Below are 16040 nucleotides of genomic sequence, written 5' to 3'. Positions count from 1 at the left end.
TTTTACCTGTGCGGCGCCTCACGGCCCCATCATCACGACCGTCTGGTTGACGACATTGCCGCCGCGCGTGCCGAACACGCGGGCGGTGATCACGTAGTGCAGCTGCGGCTTGTCCTGGTAGGCCGGCGCATCCGACGACAGGCTGTCGCCCACCTGCGTGGGCGCGCTGACATTGCGCCTGGCCGACGTCAACGTGCAGCTGTTGGCGGCGTTGTAGTCGCCCGTGCCCGTGCACATGCGGTGGATCACATATTCGATGCGCAGGTTGGAGGGCTGTTCGACGACCACCGTGGAACCCTGCCAGAAGGCGGGCGTGCGCACCGACCAGGCGGGGTTGAGCGTGGCCACATAGCCGGCGGCCGGCCGGTCTGCCGTCAGCTGGCCCTTGCCGACGGTGCTGAGCCAGTCGAAGGCCGTGTGCAGGCCCAGGTCGGCCGACTTCGACAGGGCCGCCTCGTAGGCCAGGTTCGATGTCGTCAACGTGGTGGACGTGGTCGAGCGCAGCAGGTAGATACTGCTGATTAAAAGGACCGTCAGCATGATCAGCATGACGGGCAGCGCGATGCCCTGCGGGCGGCGCGGAGGAAGGACGCGCGGCATCATGGCCTCCATGCCGCGTTGCGCAGCGGGACGATGGTCTCGAAGACCCGGTAGCGGTAGCAACGCCAGTCGGCGATGACGTCGACGTTGACCGTGACGGCGCTGGCGGCCACGGTGGCCGGCGAGCGGCCGGCGAAGACCGTCAGCGGTGCCGTCGTCGCGCTGCACTGCTTCGTGACGGGGTCCGGCTTTTCCGGCATCTTGCTGCGTGCGATGACGGCCAGGCGTACGGCGGCGATGCGCTGGATGTCGCCCGCGCCGCCCGTGACGCCGTCGCCGTCGGCATTGATCATCGTGGTGCTCCACGCACCCACCTGCATGCCGGTGGCCGGGTCGAAGGCATTGGCGGCGCGGGTATCGAAGCCGTACTGGCCCTTGATGGCGACGACGTTGTCGACCACGGCGGCCGGCGTGGCCGCCGTGCCGGCCAGGTCGGTCGCGCGCAGCAGCAGGTTGCCGTTGGCGACGGACCAGGTATGGAAGGCCAGTGTCGCCACGGGGCCGAGGTTGTAGACGCGGGCCTGGCCGGCGCCGTAGGCATTGCCGAGGGTGGCGCGGTTGAAGCGGCGCGTGCCGTCGGCCGCGAAGTTGAGCGTGAAACCGGGCGGCGTGTCGGACAGCTGGGCCACGGCGCACTTGCCGCCGGCCGGTTCCGGCGCCAGCACGACGACGCTGTCCTGCAGGAAGCCGAAGGGCTGGGTGGTGGCCACGTTGACGGAGCCGGCGCCGGCGTAGTTGTCGCGCAGGCGCTCGGAACCGACGCCGCTCATGGCACTGCCGGCCATCAGGGTGATGCGGTCCGACGCCGTGCCGCCGCTTTCGATGACGACGGGCGACAGCGGCGTCGTATCGACACCGCCGCGCGATACCACCGGCAGCACGTAGCCCTGGGTGTCGGAGAACGTCGTGTCGCAGCCGGCCAGCAAGGTGTCGTTCAGGCCCCAGCCGGCCTGGCCGGCGTCGTTCGAGATGGAGAACATCGCCAGCATGCCGTTCTGCATCGAGTCCGAGCCGCCCACGGCGGCCGCCTTGTTCTGCTCACTGCTGACGAACAGGCGCGTGGCGAAGACGATGGCCAGCATGCCGACGACGACGCTGACGAGCAGCTCGACGAGTGAGAAACCCGGTGAGAAACCCGGTGAGAAGCCCTTGGCCGGATGGATGCTAGATGACATAGGCGGTGACCCGGTGCGTGTTCTGGTCGGCGCCCTGCTTGCGCCGCCACGTGATGGTGAGGTCGACCCGCCAGCGCGTGCCCTGCTGCACCAGCACGACAGTGGCGGCGGCGCCCGGAATCAGCGCGCGCGTCTCGGCCAGCCACGGCGCGATGGCGGCGCCCGGCGTCGTGTTCGGCGCCAGCGCGTACAGGCCGATATTGGCGACGTCGTTGTTGATCATGGCGACCAGCTTGTCGGCCTGGATGGTGGCCTCGGCGCGCTGGCCTGCCTCGGACAGGGCGGCATACGAGCGGGCCTGCAGGCCGATCGCGCCCAACAGGCCGATGCCCAGCAGGATCACGGCGATCATCACTTCCAGCAGGGCGACGCCGGCCTGGCGGCGCGTGCGGCGGGGGTTGAACGTGGGCGCTGTCATGGCGGGCAGGCGCGCGAGTCGGGCGCGGCGATGGCGGGGTTGCACTTCGAGGCGATGCCGGCCAGGGTGACGACCAGCGCCACCGGCGCCACGGCATCGCGCAGGTCGGCGGCCGGCGTCAGGGTCAGGCGCGCCAGGCGCTGCTGGTCGGTCGTATCGACCCAGCCCAGGGCCGTGAAGTAGACGGTGGAACTGCCCTGCGGCTGCACGGTGGGCACCAGCACTTCGGCGCTGGGCAGCGCGCCGGCGGCGCGGTAGATCGAGCGGAACGGCGAGGCGGCGTTGGGGTCGTTGTCGGCGGCGGCATCCACGGTGGACCAGCTGCCGCTGTCGGCACTGCACGGCATGGCGGGCACGGGGAAGCACACGTCGACCTGCCAATCGAGCTGGCCGTTCGGATTCGGGCTCAGTACCAGGCGGCTGGCGGCATTGCGGGTCACGGCTTCGCGCCGCGCCATGGCGAAGCCCTCGCCATAGAACTCGGCGGCGGAGCGGGCCTTGTTCGACACGACCCAGGTCGTCATGTTCGGAATGCCGACGGCCAGCAGCGCCGCGATGACGGCCAGCGCCGCCATCGACTCCACCAGCGTGAAGCCGCGCTGGCGCCGTGGCGTGATCAATGGATGCATTCGCCGCTCTTGCGGTCGGTCCAGCAGCCGGCGTTCGCCGTCCAGCCCGACGGCGCGGCCGTCGTTGCGCGGTTGCCGTTCTGGTCGATCGTGAACACGAAGCCCAGCACGCTGCCCTTGCCGGTGGCCGTGACGGTGTAGGACGCGGCATCGGCGGCCGTCAGCGCATAGTCGAAATTCTGGCTAGCGCGGGGGAAGGCATTCAGGGCGCCGAGGCCGGCGTAGCTGCGCTGGTTCGACCAGTGCTGTTCGGCCAGCGGCTGCACGGCCCCCAGCGACGAAAACGCCTCGGCCAGGCGGCCCCGCGTCACGTAGCTGCTGTACTGCGGCACGGCCACGGCGGACAGGATGGCGACGATGGCCACCGTGATCATCACCTCGACCAGGGTAAAACCCCGGGCCCGATGCCCCCGAACCTTGTGAATCTTGTCGATCATGCCAGCCTCCCGCGCGCAATGTACAAATATTGCCCACAGTCTACTATCCAAAGCTGACGTTACCCTTAGGAAATCCTGACAAACGGCTGACAGTGTGGTTTTTGGCGCCTATGCCGGGAAGCGCACGGTAAAACAGGCCCCCTGCCCGCCCGGCCCGGCATCGACTGCGACGGTCGCCCCATGGCTGGCGGCGATATCGCGCACGATGGCCAGGCCCAGCCCCGTGCCGGCGCTCTGTTCGTCGAGCCGGACGAAGCGGCTGAAGACGTCGGCACGCCGCGCGGGCGGGATGCCGGGGCCATTGTCCTCGACCGTCAGCTCGGCGCCACCGCTGTCCTGGCGGCAGGCCACCGTGACGCGGCCGTGCCGGGGCGTGTAGCGGATGGCGTTGTCGACCAGGTTGTCCACCAGGTCGCGCAGCAGGAAGGAATCGCCCCGCACGGTGGCCGGCGCCAGCTCGAAGCCCAGGTCGATGTCCTTGCGGGCGGCCTGTTCGACGAAGTGCTGGACCGTGTCGGCCACCAGTGCGTCGAGCGCCACGGCTTTCATCTCCCGCGCGCCCTGCCCCGGCTCGGCGCGGGCCAGCGCCAGCAGCTGGTTCACCTGGCGGATCATGCGCCCGGTCGAGGCCCGCATCAGGCCGATGGCATGGGCACTTTCCCCTTCGCTGCCAGGCCGCGCCAGCAGGTCCAGCTGCGCGTGCAGGCCGGCCAAGGGTGTGCGCAGCTGGTGTGCCACGTTGGCCAGGAACTGCTGGCGCGCGCGCACGTCGTCCCCGGCCTTCTCCAGCAGGCCGTTCAGGGCCCGCACGACCGGTTCCAGCTCGTCCGGCACGTCGTCGGCCGCGATGGGTGCCAGGTCGTCGTCGGCCCGGCCCCGCAGGGCCGCGCGCAGCCGCCGCAAGGGTTGCAGGCCGCGCGTGACGCAGTACCAGATCAAGCCGGCCGAGACCAGCGTGATGACCGCTTCAAGCAGGATCAGCGAACGCACGATTGCGGCGCGGGCCTGGTCGCGCTTGCGCACCGTTCGGGCCACGCCCACAGTGGCGCCGCCATCGGCCCGCAGCAGCACGGCGCGCACGGCTTCGCCGCGCAGGATCGCGTCGAAAGCCTGCCCGTCGGGTTGGCCGTCGCCGCCGCGTACGGGAACGTCGGGAAAATCGGCATCGCCCGCCAGCAGCCGGCCGGTGGCGTCGCGCACGGCGAAGAAGCCGGCATCGGTGGCGTCGCCGCGCAGGGCGCGCAGGGCCGCTGCCGGCAGGTCGACGCGGGGCGCGGCAGCCGTGCCTTCGACCCTGGCTGCCAACGCGGTGCCCGCGTCGAGCAGGCTCTGGTCGAATGCCAGCCGCGCCGGCAGCCAGGCCAATGCATAGGTGAGCGCGCCGGCCGCCACATTCACCAGCAGGATCGGCACGATCAGCCAGCGCAGCAGGCGCACTCGCAGGCTGGCCATGGATCAGGCGGTGGGAGTGGATGCGGGGGTGCCGGCAGTGTCGTCCGGGGCGGCCTGCTCCAGCATGTAGCCGAAGCCGCGGATGGTGCGGATGGCGATGCCCGCGTCCAGCGTCTTCTGGCGCACGCGCGAGATATACACCTCGACGGCGTTGGGCGTCACGTCGTCGCCCAGCGGCAGGATGGCGTCGATGATCTGCTGCTTCGACACGACGCGTGCCACGTGCCGCAGCAGGTATTCCAGCACGGCCCACTCGCGCGCGGACAACTCGATGGTGCGCTCGCCCACCCGCGCGCGCCGCGTGCCGGTGTCCAGGGACAGCGCGCCCAGGGCCAGCACGGCCGGCCGCGGCGCATGGCGCCGGGCCAGCGCCCGGATGCGCGCCACCAGTTCCGGCGTGGCGAAGGGTTTGACGAGGTAGTCATCCGCGCCCAGCTCCAGGCCCCGCACGCGGTCCTCGACGGCATCGCGCGCCGTCAGCAGCAGCACCGGCACGACACTGCCGCGCGCCCGCAGCCGCCGCACGATCTCGAAGCCGTCCATGCCGGGCAGCCCGATATCGAGCACCAGCACATCGAACGCCGGCTCCGCCGCCAGCCGCGCATCGGCCGCCACGCCGTCGCGCAAGGTCTCGACGGTAATGCCATGGCTGGACAGCAGCCGCGCGATGGCGTCGGCCAGGGTGGGGTCGTCTTCGACGAGCAATACTTTCATGGGGTGAATTATCACCCAAAAGCCGTGGGCCATGGATGGGGCCACCAGCAGGTCGCGCAACACCGGCCGGGGTCGATGGATTCATTGCAGAAAAGCAATGTCAGTACGCTCGAATGGCGTACGCTGGCATCGATGGATAAAGCCTCGCATTTCCCACCAGGCACCGATCAGGAGTCTCTATGCATGCGCAAGCTGGCGCCAAACGGCCATCGAAGACTATTTTCCAAGTACTGCTGGAATGCGCGAAAGGCTGACGTTGATGCGTAACGAAAAGGAACGCGGCATCGCAAGGATCATTTCTGCCATCGCCGTTCTGACCGCATGCGCCCTGCCAGCGGCAGCGTGGGGGATTGACATCGGCGCTCCGGCCGGCTGGCGGCGAGCAGGCCCCGCCGAGCTGGCGCTTGCCTGGCGCGGCACGGATCCATTGCGTTATACCGTCGTGCTCGGGGATTTTGACGGCAATGGCTCCGATGATGAAGCGCAGCTGCTGGTTTCGGACCGGCTGAACCGGTCGGGCCTGTTCGTTTTCCTGCGGCAGGCCGATGGCACTCACCGCCGACATGCGCTCGGTTCGGACTTCCACCGCTCGCTGACGCCAGCCATGGGAATCAGGAAGTTGCCGCCCGGTGTGTACACCACCGCATGCGGCAAAGGGTATTTCGACTGTGGACCGAAGCGAAGCAAGGAGATCTCCGCGCGACATACCGTAATCGAATTCTTCAAGTTCGAAAGTTCGAGCGCTTACTACTATTGGGATCGGAGCAAAAAGAAATTTGCGGAAGCGTGGATAGTCGACTGATCGCCTCACCCTTTCGCCTCGCGACGGTGAGCCTCAGCGTTCGGGTTCGCTCTTGTAGGGCGCGCGCAGCACAAGCCCTTGTAGGAGGGATACCTATGTTCGCACCCGAACAATGCTTACGAGAAATATTTCAGATATTCTTGGGATTGCAAAAACAGTTGTCAATATCTCGTCAAAACGGAGCCCGTGTCCCGCAAACCCGCATGTAGCCTGGGCCGTACGCCCTGCATTCCGTGAACAACTGCAACCGTGCGCCGAAACTTTTGGCTGCGTGTTATGAAATCATCGTGTTGCAGTAGGACTAGACTGACATGTTGCGATCTTGCCAGCCTACATCCCAGCGGAAACCCGTCTTATGTTCATAACCTACATAGAAAACTAAAGTACACCCTACGCAATCGGCAAAGCAGCGCGAGAACAGAAGTGCTCCTGGATGGTCTTAATAGATGATCCGGCCCCGACCAGCGAACCATGTACTTATAGTCTGTGAGGATAAAATGAACAACATTCAGCCTGTCGCTACCGAAAAAAACTCTGTGTCCCGTTCGATGCCCATCGGCTCGCGGGACTTCAAGGTGGCGGCGCGGCCCGTTGTCAGTTACAGCGGCACGCAGCAAAATGAACTGCTGGCGGCCCTGCCTCGCGATGTGCTGGAATCGCTGTTCGAACACCTGGAACTGGTCCAACTGCCTTTCGGCAAGGAACTGTTCGAGTTCGGCAGCAAGCTGGAAAACGTCTACTTCCCCACCACGGCCATCGTGTCCCTGCTGTACGTGATGGAAGACGGCGCCACGACGGAAATCGCCGTGGTCGGCCATGAAGGCGTCGTTGGCGTGTCGATGTTCCCGGGCGAACGTGCCATGTGCACCGCCGTCGTGCAAAGCGCCGGCTACGGCTACCGTCTGAAGGCCCAGGCGCTGCGCGACGCATTCAACCAGGGCGGTGCCCTGCCCCAGCTGCTGATGCGCTACAACACGGCCCTGTTTGCCCAGATGGCCCAGAACGCCGTCGGCGGCCGCCACAGCTCGATCGAGCAGAAGCTGTGCCGCTGGCTGCTCGACCGCCTGGACCGTTCGCCAAGCAACGAACTGAAGGTCACTCAGGAAATGATTTCCATCATGCTGGGTGTGCGGCGCGAAAGCATTACGGCCGCTGCCGGCAAGTTGCAGGACGACGGCCTGATCACCTACCGCCGCGGCAATATCACTGTGCTAGATCGTGATGGACTGGAACGCTATGCAGGGGAATGCTACAAGGTGGCGAAGACGGAATATGATCGTCTGCTCGTTGACGTAGCTGGCCGCTGACCGGCCTGGCCGGCGCGCTCTCGGCCGCCGGCTTTCCCTGGGCGGGAATGAACACTTCGATACAGGTGCCCCTGTCGCCCCGGCCACGCCGGATCGTCAGGGTGCCGCCCAGCAGCAGCGCCCGCTCGCGCATCCCCAATAATCCATGTGACATCGGCTTGACGATCATGTCGGCCGCAATGCCGACGCCATCGTCGATCACCCGCAGTACCAGCATGCCGTCCGCCGTTTCGCGCAAGGTCACGGAGACGCGCGTGGCGCGGGCATACTTGCGGATATTCGTCAGCGATTCCTGCACGATGCGGAACAGCGCGATCGACAGGCTCGTTTCGCCGTCGCGCACGATGGCATCCACCTCCGGACCGATCTCGGTCTCGCAGGGAATGCGCGTCATGCGGGCGAAGTCTTCCGTGTAACTGTCGATGGCGGCGCACAGGCCCAGGTTGTCCAGCAGGCTGGGGCGCAGGTTTTCGATGATGCGGCGTTTCAGCTCCACCGTTTCCAGCAGGGTGCCGCGGGCGCGGCGCAGCTGGTTGGCCAATTCCGGGTCGGTCTTTTGCAACTGCTGCGTCACGGCCGTGATGTCCATGCTGATCGACGTCAGGTGTGCGCCCATTTCATCGTGCAGTTCGCGCGACAGGCGGGCTTTTTCCTCTTCCGAAATACTGATCAGGTGGCGCGACAGCACGGACAGCTGTTCGGTACGCTGCGCAACCATCGCTTCCAGGTTCTCGTTGGACTGCTGCAGCGCGTGCTCGACGGTGGCCTGGGCGAAGTACGTGCGCCGCACGATCTGGTAGAACATCACGAGGACGACGATGGCGACGGCATTGATGCCCATGCCCAGCACGAGGGCCTTGTGGTATTCCTCGTAGAATTTCGCGCTGCGGGCGGCCAGGGTTTCGCTCTGCTCCTGGATCATGATGACGGTTTGCAGCCGGATCTCGTCCATGCCGCTGCGGTCCTCGCCGTAACGGGCGATATTGACGATTTCTTCCAGCCCGCCATGGCGGTAGACGTCGATGGCCTGTCCCATCATGCCCAGCTTGCGACGCACCAGCTGGTGCAGCTGGTTCAGGTTCTTCAGCTGAGCCGGATTATCGGCCAGCAAGGTTTCCAGCAGCTTGAATTCAGCTTCCGTATCGGCCGTGACGGCGCGCGTCGGTCCCAGGTAGGTTTCATCGCCGGAAATGAAATAACCGCGCATGCTGCTCTCTGCATCCTGCACGAGCACGCCCAGGTATTGCAGGCGCTCGGCCACCCTCGAGCTTTGCAAGGTCTGCGCATTGGCGCTCTTGAGCGACTCCAGGTTATGGAACAGGCTCAAACCGTTCACGATGAGGAACAGTGCGCAGGTTACGCACAAAACGGTTTTGTAGAATGGCAGGCGGTGAGCCGGTCCTGCTTGAACGGTGAAGTACATCCTGAAGCATCCTTCGCTGACGCGCGGCGGCGGGCAGGCTATTATAGACCGCCGAGTCAATTAATGCCTCATGGAAAGTCTATCGCGCTCAAAACTTGCGCACAGGAACAACAAATCGGGAGGACGGGATGGACTGCGGAGCCCGAAAACACCAGCTGGCGGTACCAGTGGCGGCACCGCCTTGCCGTTCGGGCAAGGCGTTACGCGGGGATGCGCCTGGTCAGGCAGCGCTGTGTATTCAATCCAGCAAGTTGTTCTTCATTGCGTAGTATGTCAGGTCACTGTTCGATTGCAAGCCCATTTTTTCCATGATGCGCGTGCGGTAGGTACTGACCGTTTTGATACTGAGCGACAATGCCGTGCCGATATCGGACACGGTGGCGCCGCGCGCCAGGCGCAGGAAGACCTGGAACTCGCGGTCGGACAACTCCGTATGGAGTGCCGTGTTCGGATCGCGGTCGAAACTCTGCGCCAGCAATTCGCCGACCTGGGAGCTGACATAGCGCCGCCCCTGGTAGACGGTGCGCACGGCAGTGATCAGCTCGTCCGCCTCGCATTCCTTGTTCAGGTAGCCGTTGGCCCCCATCTTGAACAGGTTCAGCGCGTATTGCTGCGCCGGATACCCGGACAGGATCAGCACCGGCAAGTCCGGCTGGCCTTGTCGGATGGTCCGCAGGGTATCGATTCCGCTCTGGTCCGGCATGGCGATATCGAGCAGCAGGACGTCGCAAATCTCGCGACGCGCGATATCGAGCGCTTCGCGTCCCGTACTGCCTTCGGCCACGACGGAAAAATCGTCGGAAGACGAAAAAATCTGTTTGAATCCTGCTCTAACTATCTGATGATCGTCACAAATGGCAACGCGTATCATTGTTTTCCCTCGTATATCCCTAGCGTGGGGAAGTAGTTCTGGGGCGCTCGCCGCCCCGGATCAGCGTCTGCATTTTCACTGGCGAAATTATAACGTTGATATTGTATCACTAAACATTTAACGTTCTCGCCCACTGTCGCGCCGACACGCGCACGCCATTCCGACGAAAAAAAAGACGTTGCCCGCGCCGGAGGACGCTGCCACGTCTTTCCTCGCGACGGACTGTGTCGGCCTTGAAAACCACCCGCGAACCCCTGCGGACGACGTGTCGGTCACGTATGCGCAGGCAAGATGCCGGCGCAAGCGCGATTTTCAATAGCCCCGTACCAATTCTTGCTTCCAGCGCCTACGGCTTCAGCAGATTCAGGATTGCCTGCAGCTCGCCACGGATCATGTCGCCATCCAGCGGCGGCGGTGCCTCCGGCAGCCCGCCAACCGACACTTCATCATACTCTTCCTGCGCGCCCGCGCCACGGCTGTCCAGCTTATTGCGCGCGCCGCTGATCGTGAAACCCTGTTCATACAGCAGTTCACGGATGCGGCGGATCAAGAGGACTTCGTGATGCTGGTAGTAGCGCCGGTTGCCGCGCCGCTTGACCGGCTTGAGCTGGGTGAATTCCTGCTCCCAGTAGCGCAACACGTGGGGCTTCACACCGCACAGTTCGCTTACTTCGCCGATGGTGAAATAACGCTTGGCGGGAATCGGGGGCAGGCTTACCAGTTCGCTCTTGCTGATGCGATCGTTCATGTCCACCCTCGGCTCACGCGGCACGGGCCAGCGCGGCGCTCTCTTCCACCATGGCCTTCAGCTTCTGGCTGGCATGGAAGGTCACGACGCGGCGCGCCGTGATGGGGATCTCTTCGCCCGTTTTCGGGTTGCGCCCCGGCCGCTGCGGCTTGTCGCGCAGCTGGAAATTGCCGAAACCGGACAGCTTGACGGCTTCGCCCCGCTCGAGGGCGTTGCGAATCTCGTCGAAGAAGGTTTCGACCATGTCCTTGGCCTCACGCTTGTTCAGGCCGACCTGTTCGAACAGAAGTTCAGCCAGCTCGGCCTTCGTCAGCGTGGGCAAGTCTTTTTCAGCTTCCTTGCGTACCTTGGCAACCTGCATGGCGCTGTGCAACTCGGCATCCAGCGCAGATTGCATGACCGCGGAATTGACGTCGTTGTTGTTAATTTTTGCCCCGCCTTTACAAAGAACATCGAGTCCGGCGCACCGGACCCGCTGGGTAAACCAATGATTGAAATGCTGATGCTTGAAATGCCTTGCCGATGGATCAGTTCCGTACCCGCCCACCCGCATTTTGCGTGGCCGCATCGGCCAGCGCAGTCATCAGCGCGTCGACCGTATCGTCCTGCAGGGTGTTTTGAGTATCTTGCAAGCTAAAGCGGAAAGCAAGCGATTTTTCGTCCGCTTCCAGGCCCTTGCCGCGATATTCATCAAACAAAACAATGGCTTGCACGATGCGTCCGTGCTCTGCCCTGGCTTGCGCCGCGGCGAAAATGTCGAGCAGTTGCTGGGCCGGCACGTCCTGCTTGACGACGACGGCCAGGTCACGGCTGGTGCCGGGGAACTTGGAGATGTCCACGTACTTCGGCACCTCGCGCCGCAGCAGCGCGTCGCTGTCCACTTCGAACAGCACGGGCGCCTTCGGCAGGTCGTACTGCTGCAGCCAGCGCGGGTGCAGCTCGCCGACGAAACCGATGACCTTGCCGTGCAGCGACACCGAAGCGGCACGGCCAGGGTGCAGGGCCGGATGCTCCAGCTTGGCGAAACGCAGCTGCGCCGGCGCGAACAGGGCTTCCAGGTCGGCCTTGACGTCGAAGAAATCGACGTCGCGGGTCGGCTGCCCCCACTGTTCATCCGCCTGCGGACCGTAGGCCATGGCGGCAACCCGTTGCGGCTGGCTGTAGCCGGCCACCGTCAGGGCGCCGTCCGTTACCGTCGGGTCGCGATGATACACGGCGCCCACCTCGAACACGCGCACCCTTGGCGCCTTGCGGTTCAGGTTGTAGCGCACATTGGCCACCAGGCTGCCGATCAGCGACGAGCGCATCACGGACAGCTGGCTGGCAATCGGGTTCTGCAGCCTGATCGGATTGGCGTTGGCGGCAAAGTCCAGCTCCCACTGCGCTTCGACGAAGCTCATGTTGACCACTTCCTGGTAGCCCAGGTCGGCCAGCTGGTGGCGCACGGCGAAGATGGAGCGGGTGTCTTCCGGCGCGATGCGCATCGTGTTCTCGGCCACGGGCGGACGGGCCGGAATGTTCTCGAAGCCGTACACGCGCGCCACTTCCTCGATCAGGTCTTCCTCGATCTCGATGTCGAAGCGGTAGCTGGGCGCCGTCACGGCGAAGACGCCGTCTTCCAGCGTGAACGGCAGGGCCAGGCGCGTGAAGATGTCGGCGATGACGGCGTCCGTCAGCGGCACGCCGATGACCTTCTGCGCCCGCGCCGTGCGCATTTTGACCGGCGTACGTTGTGGCACGTTGACGACGTGGTCGTCCACCGGGCCCACCTTCGTTTCCGGCGTGCCGCAGATGTCGACGATCAGGGCCGTGATGCGCTCGATGTGCTCGACCGTCGTCGCGTAATCGACCCCGCGCTCGAAGCGGTGCGCCGCGTCCGTCGAGAAATTGTACTTGCGGGCACGGCCCTGGATGGCGTTCGGCCACCAGAAGGCCGCTTCCAGGTAGATGTGCGTCGTGTCCAGCGACACGGCGGTGGCATCGCCGCCCATGATGCCGGCCAGGGATTCGATTTCCTTGTCGTCGGCGATGACGCCGACCCACTCGTCCACCGCGACGGTATTGCCGTTCAACAGTTTGATGGATTCGCCGGCCTTGCCCCAACGCACGTCCAGGCCGCCGTGGATCTTGTCCAGGTCGAACACGTGCGACGGACGGCCCAGCTCCAGCATCACATAGTTCGAGATGTCGACCAGGGCCGACAGCGAACGCTGGCCGCTGCGCTCCAGGCGCTGCTTCATCCAGTCCGGCGTGGCCGCCTTTGCATTCAGGTTGCGGATGACACGGCCGGAGAAGCGGCCGCACAGGTCGGGCGCACTGATCTTCACCGGCAGGGTCTCGTCCGTGCTGACGGCAACGGGCGCCGACTGGGGCGCGCGCAGCGGCGTGCCCGTCAGTGCGGACACTTCACGGGCCACGCCCAGCACGGACAGGCAGTCGGCCTTGTTCGGCGTCAGCTTGATGGTGAACTTCAGGTCGTTCAGTGCGTAGTAGTCGCGGAAGTCCGCGCCGATGGGCGCGTCGTCCGGCAGCTCCATCAGGCCGCCGTGGTCTTCCGACAGCTTCAGTTCGCGCGCCGAGCACAGCATGCCTTGCGACTCGACGCCGCGCAGCTTGCCCACCTTGATTTCGAAGGGCTTGCCGTCCGCACCCGGCGGCAGCACGGCGCCGGCCTTGGCGCAGACCACCTTCAGGCCCGGGCGCACGTTCGGCGCGCCGCACACGATCGTCAACAGCGTGCCGGTGCCGACATCGACCTGGCACACGTTCAGGCGGTCCGCGTTCGGGTGCTTTTCCATCTCGCGCACGAGGCCGACGACGACGTTGGAGAACGGCGGCGCGACCGGTTCGACTTCTTCCACTTCCAGGCCGGACATGGTCAGCAGGTGCGACAGTTCTTCCGACGTCAGCGTCGGGTCGACCAGGGTACGGAGCCAGTTTTCGGAGAATTGCATATTCAGCCTTCGTTATTCTTTTAGTTGAACTGTTTCAGGAAACGCAGGTCGCCTTCGTAGAACAGGCGCAGGTCATTGACCCCGTAGCGCAGCATCGTCAGGCGCTCCAGGCCGGAGCCGAACGCGAAGCCGATGTATTCTTCCGGATCGAGGCCGAAGTTGCGCACCACGGTGGGGTGCACCTGGCCGGAGCCCGACACCTCCAGCCAGCGCCCCTTCAGGGGACCGGAACCGAAGGCGATGTCGATTTCCGCCGACGGCTCGGTGAACGGGAAATAGGACGGGCGGAAGCGCACCTGCAGATCGTCCGTCTCGAAGAAGGCCTTGACGAAGTTCAGGTAGACGCCCTTCAGGTCGGCGAAACTGATGTCCTTGGCAATCCACAGGCCCTCGACCTGGTGGAACATCGGCGAGTGGGTGGCATCGCTGTCGACGCGGTAGGTGCGGCCCGGCGCGATCACCTTGATGGGCGGCTGGTGGCTGCGCGCATAGCGCACCTGCATCGGGCTCGTGTGGGTACGCAGCAGCAGGGGCTTGCCCGTGCTGTCGTTGCCGTCGATATAGAAGGTGTCCTGCATTGAACGGGCCGGATGGTTCTCCGGGCTGTTCAGTGCGGTGAAATTGGTCCAGTCGGTTTCGATCTCGGGGCCGGCGGCCACGTCGAAACCGATCGAGCGGAAGATCGCCTCGACCCGCTCCCACGTACGCATGACGGGGTGGATGCCGCCGGGGGCACGGCCACGGCCCGGCAGGGTCACGTCGATGGCTTCCGCGTTCAGGCGCAGCTGCAGTTGCGCGTCGGCCAGCGCATCACGGCGCGCGGTCAGCGCGGCTTCGATCTGCTGCTTGGCGGCGTTGATCAGCGCACCCTGGGCTTTCTTTTCCTCGGGCTCGAGCTTGCCGAGGCCCTTCATCAATTCGGTGATCTGGCCCGTCTTGCCCAGGTAGCGGGCCTTGGCGTTTTCGAGGGCGGCAGCGTCCGCGGCGGCGAGGAAGTCAGCCTGGGCCGCGGTAGTGAGTTGTTCGAGGGAGTTCATCCGACTGTTTTCCTATGCTGGAAATTAAAAACGGGGCCCAGGTCGTTGAACCCTGCCCCGCTCTTCGCGCCGCTGTCGCCAGCGGCGCGCCACATCGATCGCTGTTAATTACGCAGCAGCGATTTTTGCTTTCACGGCGTTGACAATCGCGGCAAACGCCGGCTTGTCCATCACGGCCATATCGGCCAGGACTTTACGGTCCAGTTCGATAGCGGCTTTCTTCAGGCCGTTCATGAAGACGCTGTAGGTCAGGCCGTGTTCGCGCGAAGCCGCGTTGATACGGGTGATCCACAGTGCGCGGAAGACGCGCTTCTTGTTACGACGGTCGCGGTAGGCGTACTGGCCAGCGCGCATGACTGCTTGCTTGGCAATACGGTAAACCTTGCTGCGACGACCACGGTAACCCTTGGCCTGGTTCAGTACTTTTTTATGACGGGCACGCGCAGTAACCCCACGTTTTACTCGAGGCATAGTAGCTCCTTAGATGAGTGTGAGATTAAGCGGTCGGCATCATGCGCATGACGCTGGTGACGTCGGACGCATTGATGTTACGGGTACCACGCAGTTGACGCTTGTTTTTGGTGGTCTTCTTGGTCAGGATGTGACGCTTGAACGCCATACCCGATTTGACGGTACCACCTGGACGCACGCGAAAACGCTTCTTCGCGGAGCTTTTGGTCTTCATTTTTGGCATAACACATCTGTCCTCACGGACAGCTCCAAAGTAACAGGATCGCAGGTGGCAACACTACGTCGCGCTTGGGTGCCTGCTTTCACTTGTTGATGCAGCGGCAGCGGGGCCACTACATGTTGCAGCGCTTGGGCGCTGCAAAATCTTCTTGCCGTTCAGCTTTACAATGAAAAACCGGGGTCAGTCCCGAAGGGACAGACCCCAGCTGTTCGGCAGCCGGCAATTATAACTTATTTCTTTTTCTTCGGCGCGATAATCATGATCATCTGGCGCCCTTCCATCTTGGGGAACTGCTCGACCAGGCCATGCTCTTCCAGATCGGCCTTCAGGCGCTCGAGCATTCGCATGCCGATGTCCTGGTGAGCCATTTCGCGGCCACGGAAACGCAAGGTGATCTTGGTCTTGTCCCCGTCTTCCAGGAACTTGATCAGATTGCGCAGCTTGATGTTGTAGTCGCCGTCGTCAGTGCCGGGACGGAATTTTACTTCCTTCACAGCAATGATCTTCTGCTTCAATTTGGCTTCATGCGCCCGTTTCTGCTCGGAATACTTGAACTTGCCGTAGTCCATCAGACGAGCAACCGGCGGAACCGCCGTCGGGGCGATTTCGACCAGGTCGACGTTCGACTCTTCCGCCAGACGGAAGGCTTCGGCCAGGCTCACGATACCGAGCGGCTCATTGTTGACACCGGACAGGCGCATTTCCGGTGCCGTGATTTCGCCATTGATGCGATGCGACTTGTCAGTAGCTATTGCAGTTTCCTTTAAGAAATTAGATCGTGT

General features: G+C 64.1%; 18 protein-coding genes. 2 read left to right on the top strand and 16 right to left on the bottom strand.

All coding sequences use genetic code 11. The annotated features are described in order from the left end of the window. Positions 1-18: 18 nt before the first annotated feature. The 7 genes from GM672_RS06015 to GM672_RS05985 all read right to left on the bottom strand — a co-directional run bounded on the left by GM672_RS06015 (position 19) and on the right by GM672_RS05985 (position 5425). The gene (locus tag GM672_RS06015) at positions 19-603 is read right to left on the bottom strand and encodes a hypothetical protein (RefSeq protein ID WP_229417573.1); all 585 of its coding nucleotides are present in this window, start codon (positions 601-603) and stop codon (positions 19-21) included. Further along, complete coding sequence (locus GM672_RS06010; RefSeq protein ID WP_155469616.1) at positions 600-1775, bottom strand: PilW family protein; 1176 nt, start codon at positions 1773-1775, stop codon at positions 600-602. Before GM672_RS06010 ends, GM672_RS06015 begins: the two co-directional genes overlap by 4 nt. Continuing rightward, entirely contained in the window at positions 1765-2193 is a 429-nt protein-coding gene (locus GM672_RS06005) for a type IV pilus modification PilV family protein (protein ID WP_155469615.1), read from the bottom strand. Before GM672_RS06005 ends, GM672_RS06010 begins: the two co-directional genes overlap by 11 nt. Further along, a complete protein-coding gene (locus GM672_RS06000) occupies positions 2190-2822 on the bottom strand; it encodes a pilus assembly FimT family protein (RefSeq protein ID WP_155469614.1) in 633 nt (210 codons plus the stop codon). Before GM672_RS06000 ends, GM672_RS06005 begins: the two co-directional genes overlap by 4 nt. Next, entirely contained in the window at positions 2810-3259 is a 450-nt protein-coding gene (locus GM672_RS05995) for a type IV pilin protein (protein WP_155469613.1), read from the bottom strand. The genes GM672_RS06000 and GM672_RS05995 overlap by 13 nt, the downstream gene beginning before the upstream one ends. A gap of 108 nt (positions 3260-3367) precedes the next feature. Continuing rightward, the gene (locus GM672_RS05990) at positions 3368-4711 is read right to left on the bottom strand and encodes a sensor histidine kinase (protein WP_155469612.1); all 1344 of its coding nucleotides are present in this window, start codon (positions 4709-4711) and stop codon (positions 3368-3370) included. Positions 4712-4714: 3 nt separating this feature from the next. Then, complete coding sequence (locus tag GM672_RS05985) at positions 4715-5425, bottom strand: response regulator transcription factor (protein ID WP_155469611.1); 711 nt, start codon at positions 5423-5425, stop codon at positions 4715-4717. Positions 5426-5684: 259 nt separating this feature from the next. Here GM672_RS05985 and GM672_RS05980 point away from each other — a divergent pair, with 259 nt between their 5' ends. Further along, positions 5685-6227, top strand: a complete 543-nt coding sequence (locus tag GM672_RS05980; RefSeq protein ID WP_155469610.1) for a hypothetical protein — start codon at positions 5685-5687, stop codon at positions 6225-6227. 548 nt (positions 6228-6775) lie between these two features. Then, positions 6776-7534, top strand: coding sequence for a Crp/Fnr family transcriptional regulator (locus GM672_RS05975; RefSeq protein WP_371867037.1), 759 nt, complete (start codon positions 6776-6778; stop codon positions 7532-7534). Here GM672_RS05975 and GM672_RS05970 read toward each other — a convergent pair. The 9 genes from GM672_RS05970 to infC form a co-directional block, all read right to left on the bottom strand. Continuing rightward, the gene (locus GM672_RS05970; protein WP_155469608.1) at positions 7431-8957 is read right to left on the bottom strand and encodes a CHASE3 domain-containing protein; all 1527 of its coding nucleotides are present in this window, start codon (positions 8955-8957) and stop codon (positions 7431-7433) included. The genes GM672_RS05975 and GM672_RS05970 overlap by 104 nt on opposite strands. Positions 8958-9195: 238 nt before the next feature. Continuing rightward, positions 9196-9828, bottom strand: coding sequence for a response regulator (locus GM672_RS05965; RefSeq protein ID WP_155469607.1), 633 nt, complete (start codon positions 9826-9828; stop codon positions 9196-9198). Between the two features lie 346 nt (positions 9829-10174). Next, the gene (locus GM672_RS05960; protein WP_155469606.1) at positions 10175-10576 is read right to left on the bottom strand and encodes a MerR family transcriptional regulator; all 402 of its coding nucleotides are present in this window, start codon (positions 10574-10576) and stop codon (positions 10175-10177) included. Positions 10577-10589: 13 nt separating this feature from the next. Then, positions 10590-10937, bottom strand: a complete 348-nt coding sequence (locus GM672_RS05955) for an integration host factor subunit alpha (protein WP_107144599.1) — start codon at positions 10935-10937, stop codon at positions 10590-10592. A gap of 166 nt (positions 10938-11103) precedes the next feature. Then, a complete protein-coding gene (gene pheT / locus GM672_RS05950) occupies positions 11104-13530 on the bottom strand; it encodes a phenylalanine--tRNA ligase subunit beta (protein WP_155469605.1) in 2427 nt (808 codons plus the stop codon). Positions 13531-13550: 20 nt separating this feature from the next. Continuing rightward, positions 13551-14567 carry a phenylalanine--tRNA ligase subunit alpha gene (gene pheS, locus GM672_RS05945; protein WP_155469604.1) on the bottom strand — a complete coding sequence of 339 codons (1017 nt, stop codon included), beginning with the start codon at positions 14565-14567 and terminating at the stop codon, positions 13551-13553. A gap of 108 nt (positions 14568-14675) precedes the next feature. Continuing rightward, positions 14676-15038, bottom strand: coding sequence for a 50S ribosomal protein L20 (rplT, locus tag GM672_RS05940; protein WP_130188793.1), 363 nt, complete (start codon positions 15036-15038; stop codon positions 14676-14678). A gap of 25 nt (positions 15039-15063) precedes the next feature. After that, positions 15064-15261, bottom strand: a complete 198-nt coding sequence (gene rpmI / locus GM672_RS05935; RefSeq protein WP_008449407.1) for a 50S ribosomal protein L35 — start codon at positions 15259-15261, stop codon at positions 15064-15066. Between the two features lie 227 nt (positions 15262-15488). Further along, on the bottom strand, positions 15489-16010 hold the full coding sequence (gene infC / locus GM672_RS05930) for a translation initiation factor IF-3 (protein ID WP_170299948.1): 522 nt from the start codon (positions 16008-16010) through the stop codon (positions 15489-15491). Positions 16011-16040: the final 30 nt, after the last annotated feature.

Source organism: Pseudoduganella buxea, assembly GCF_009720835.1.
Lineage (GTDB): Bacteria > Pseudomonadota > Gammaproteobacteria > Burkholderiales > Burkholderiaceae_D > Rugamonas > Rugamonas buxea.
The sequence above is the reverse complement of the archived record's forward strand: the minus strand, read 5'-3'. Positions and strand labels throughout refer to the sequence as shown.

Bases quoted from the DNA above. Each gene is read 5' to 3' on its own strand.
- GM672_RS06015 (WP_229417573.1), bottom strand. From the start codon at position 603: ATGATGCCGCGCGTCCTTCCTCCGCGCCGCCCGCAGGGCATCGCGCTG.
- GM672_RS06010 (WP_155469616.1), bottom strand. From the start codon at position 1,775: ATGTCATCTAGCATCCATCCGGCCAAGGGCTTCTCACCGGGTTTCTCA.
- GM672_RS06005 (WP_155469615.1), bottom strand. From the start codon at position 2,193: ATGACAGCGCCCACGTTCAACCCCCGCCGCACGCGCCGCCAGGCCGGC.
- GM672_RS06000 (WP_155469614.1), bottom strand. From the start codon at position 2,822: ATGCATCCATTGATCACGCCACGGCGCCAGCGCGGCTTCACGCTGGTG.
- GM672_RS05995 (WP_155469613.1), bottom strand. From the start codon at position 3,259: ATGATCGACAAGATTCACAAGGTTCGGGGGCATCGGGCCCGGGGTTTT.
- GM672_RS05990 (WP_155469612.1), bottom strand. From the start codon at position 4,711: ATGGCCAGCCTGCGAGTGCGCCTGCTGCGCTGGCTGATCGTGCCGATC.
- GM672_RS05985 (WP_155469611.1), bottom strand. From the start codon at position 5,425: ATGAAAGTATTGCTCGTCGAAGACGACCCCACCCTGGCCGACGCCATC.
- GM672_RS05980 (WP_155469610.1), top strand. From the start codon at position 5,685: ATGCGTAACGAAAAGGAACGCGGCATCGCAAGGATCATTTCTGCCATC.
- GM672_RS05975 (WP_371867037.1), top strand. From the start codon at position 6,776: ATGCCCATCGGCTCGCGGGACTTCAAGGTGGCGGCGCGGCCCGTTGTC.
- GM672_RS05970 (WP_155469608.1), bottom strand. From the start codon at position 8,957: ATGTACTTCACCGTTCAAGCAGGACCGGCTCACCGCCTGCCATTCTAC.
- GM672_RS05965 (WP_155469607.1), bottom strand. From the start codon at position 9,828: ATGATACGCGTTGCCATTTGTGACGATCATCAGATAGTTAGAGCAGGA.
- GM672_RS05960 (WP_155469606.1), bottom strand. From the start codon at position 10,576: ATGAACGATCGCATCAGCAAGAGCGAACTGGTAAGCCTGCCCCCGATT.
- GM672_RS05955 (WP_107144599.1), bottom strand. From the start codon at position 10,937: ATGCAGGTTGCCAAGGTACGCAAGGAAGCTGAAAAAGACTTGCCCACG.
- pheT (WP_155469605.1), bottom strand. From the start codon at position 13,530: ATGCAATTCTCCGAAAACTGGCTCCGTACCCTGGTCGACCCGACGCTG.
- pheS (WP_155469604.1), bottom strand. From the start codon at position 14,567: ATGAACTCCCTCGAACAACTCACTACCGCGGCCCAGGCTGACTTCCTC.
- rplT (WP_130188793.1), bottom strand. From the start codon at position 15,038: ATGCCTCGAGTAAAACGTGGGGTTACTGCGCGTGCCCGTCATAAAAAA.
- rpmI (WP_008449407.1), bottom strand. From the start codon at position 15,261: ATGCCAAAAATGAAGACCAAAAGCTCCGCGAAGAAGCGTTTTCGCGTG.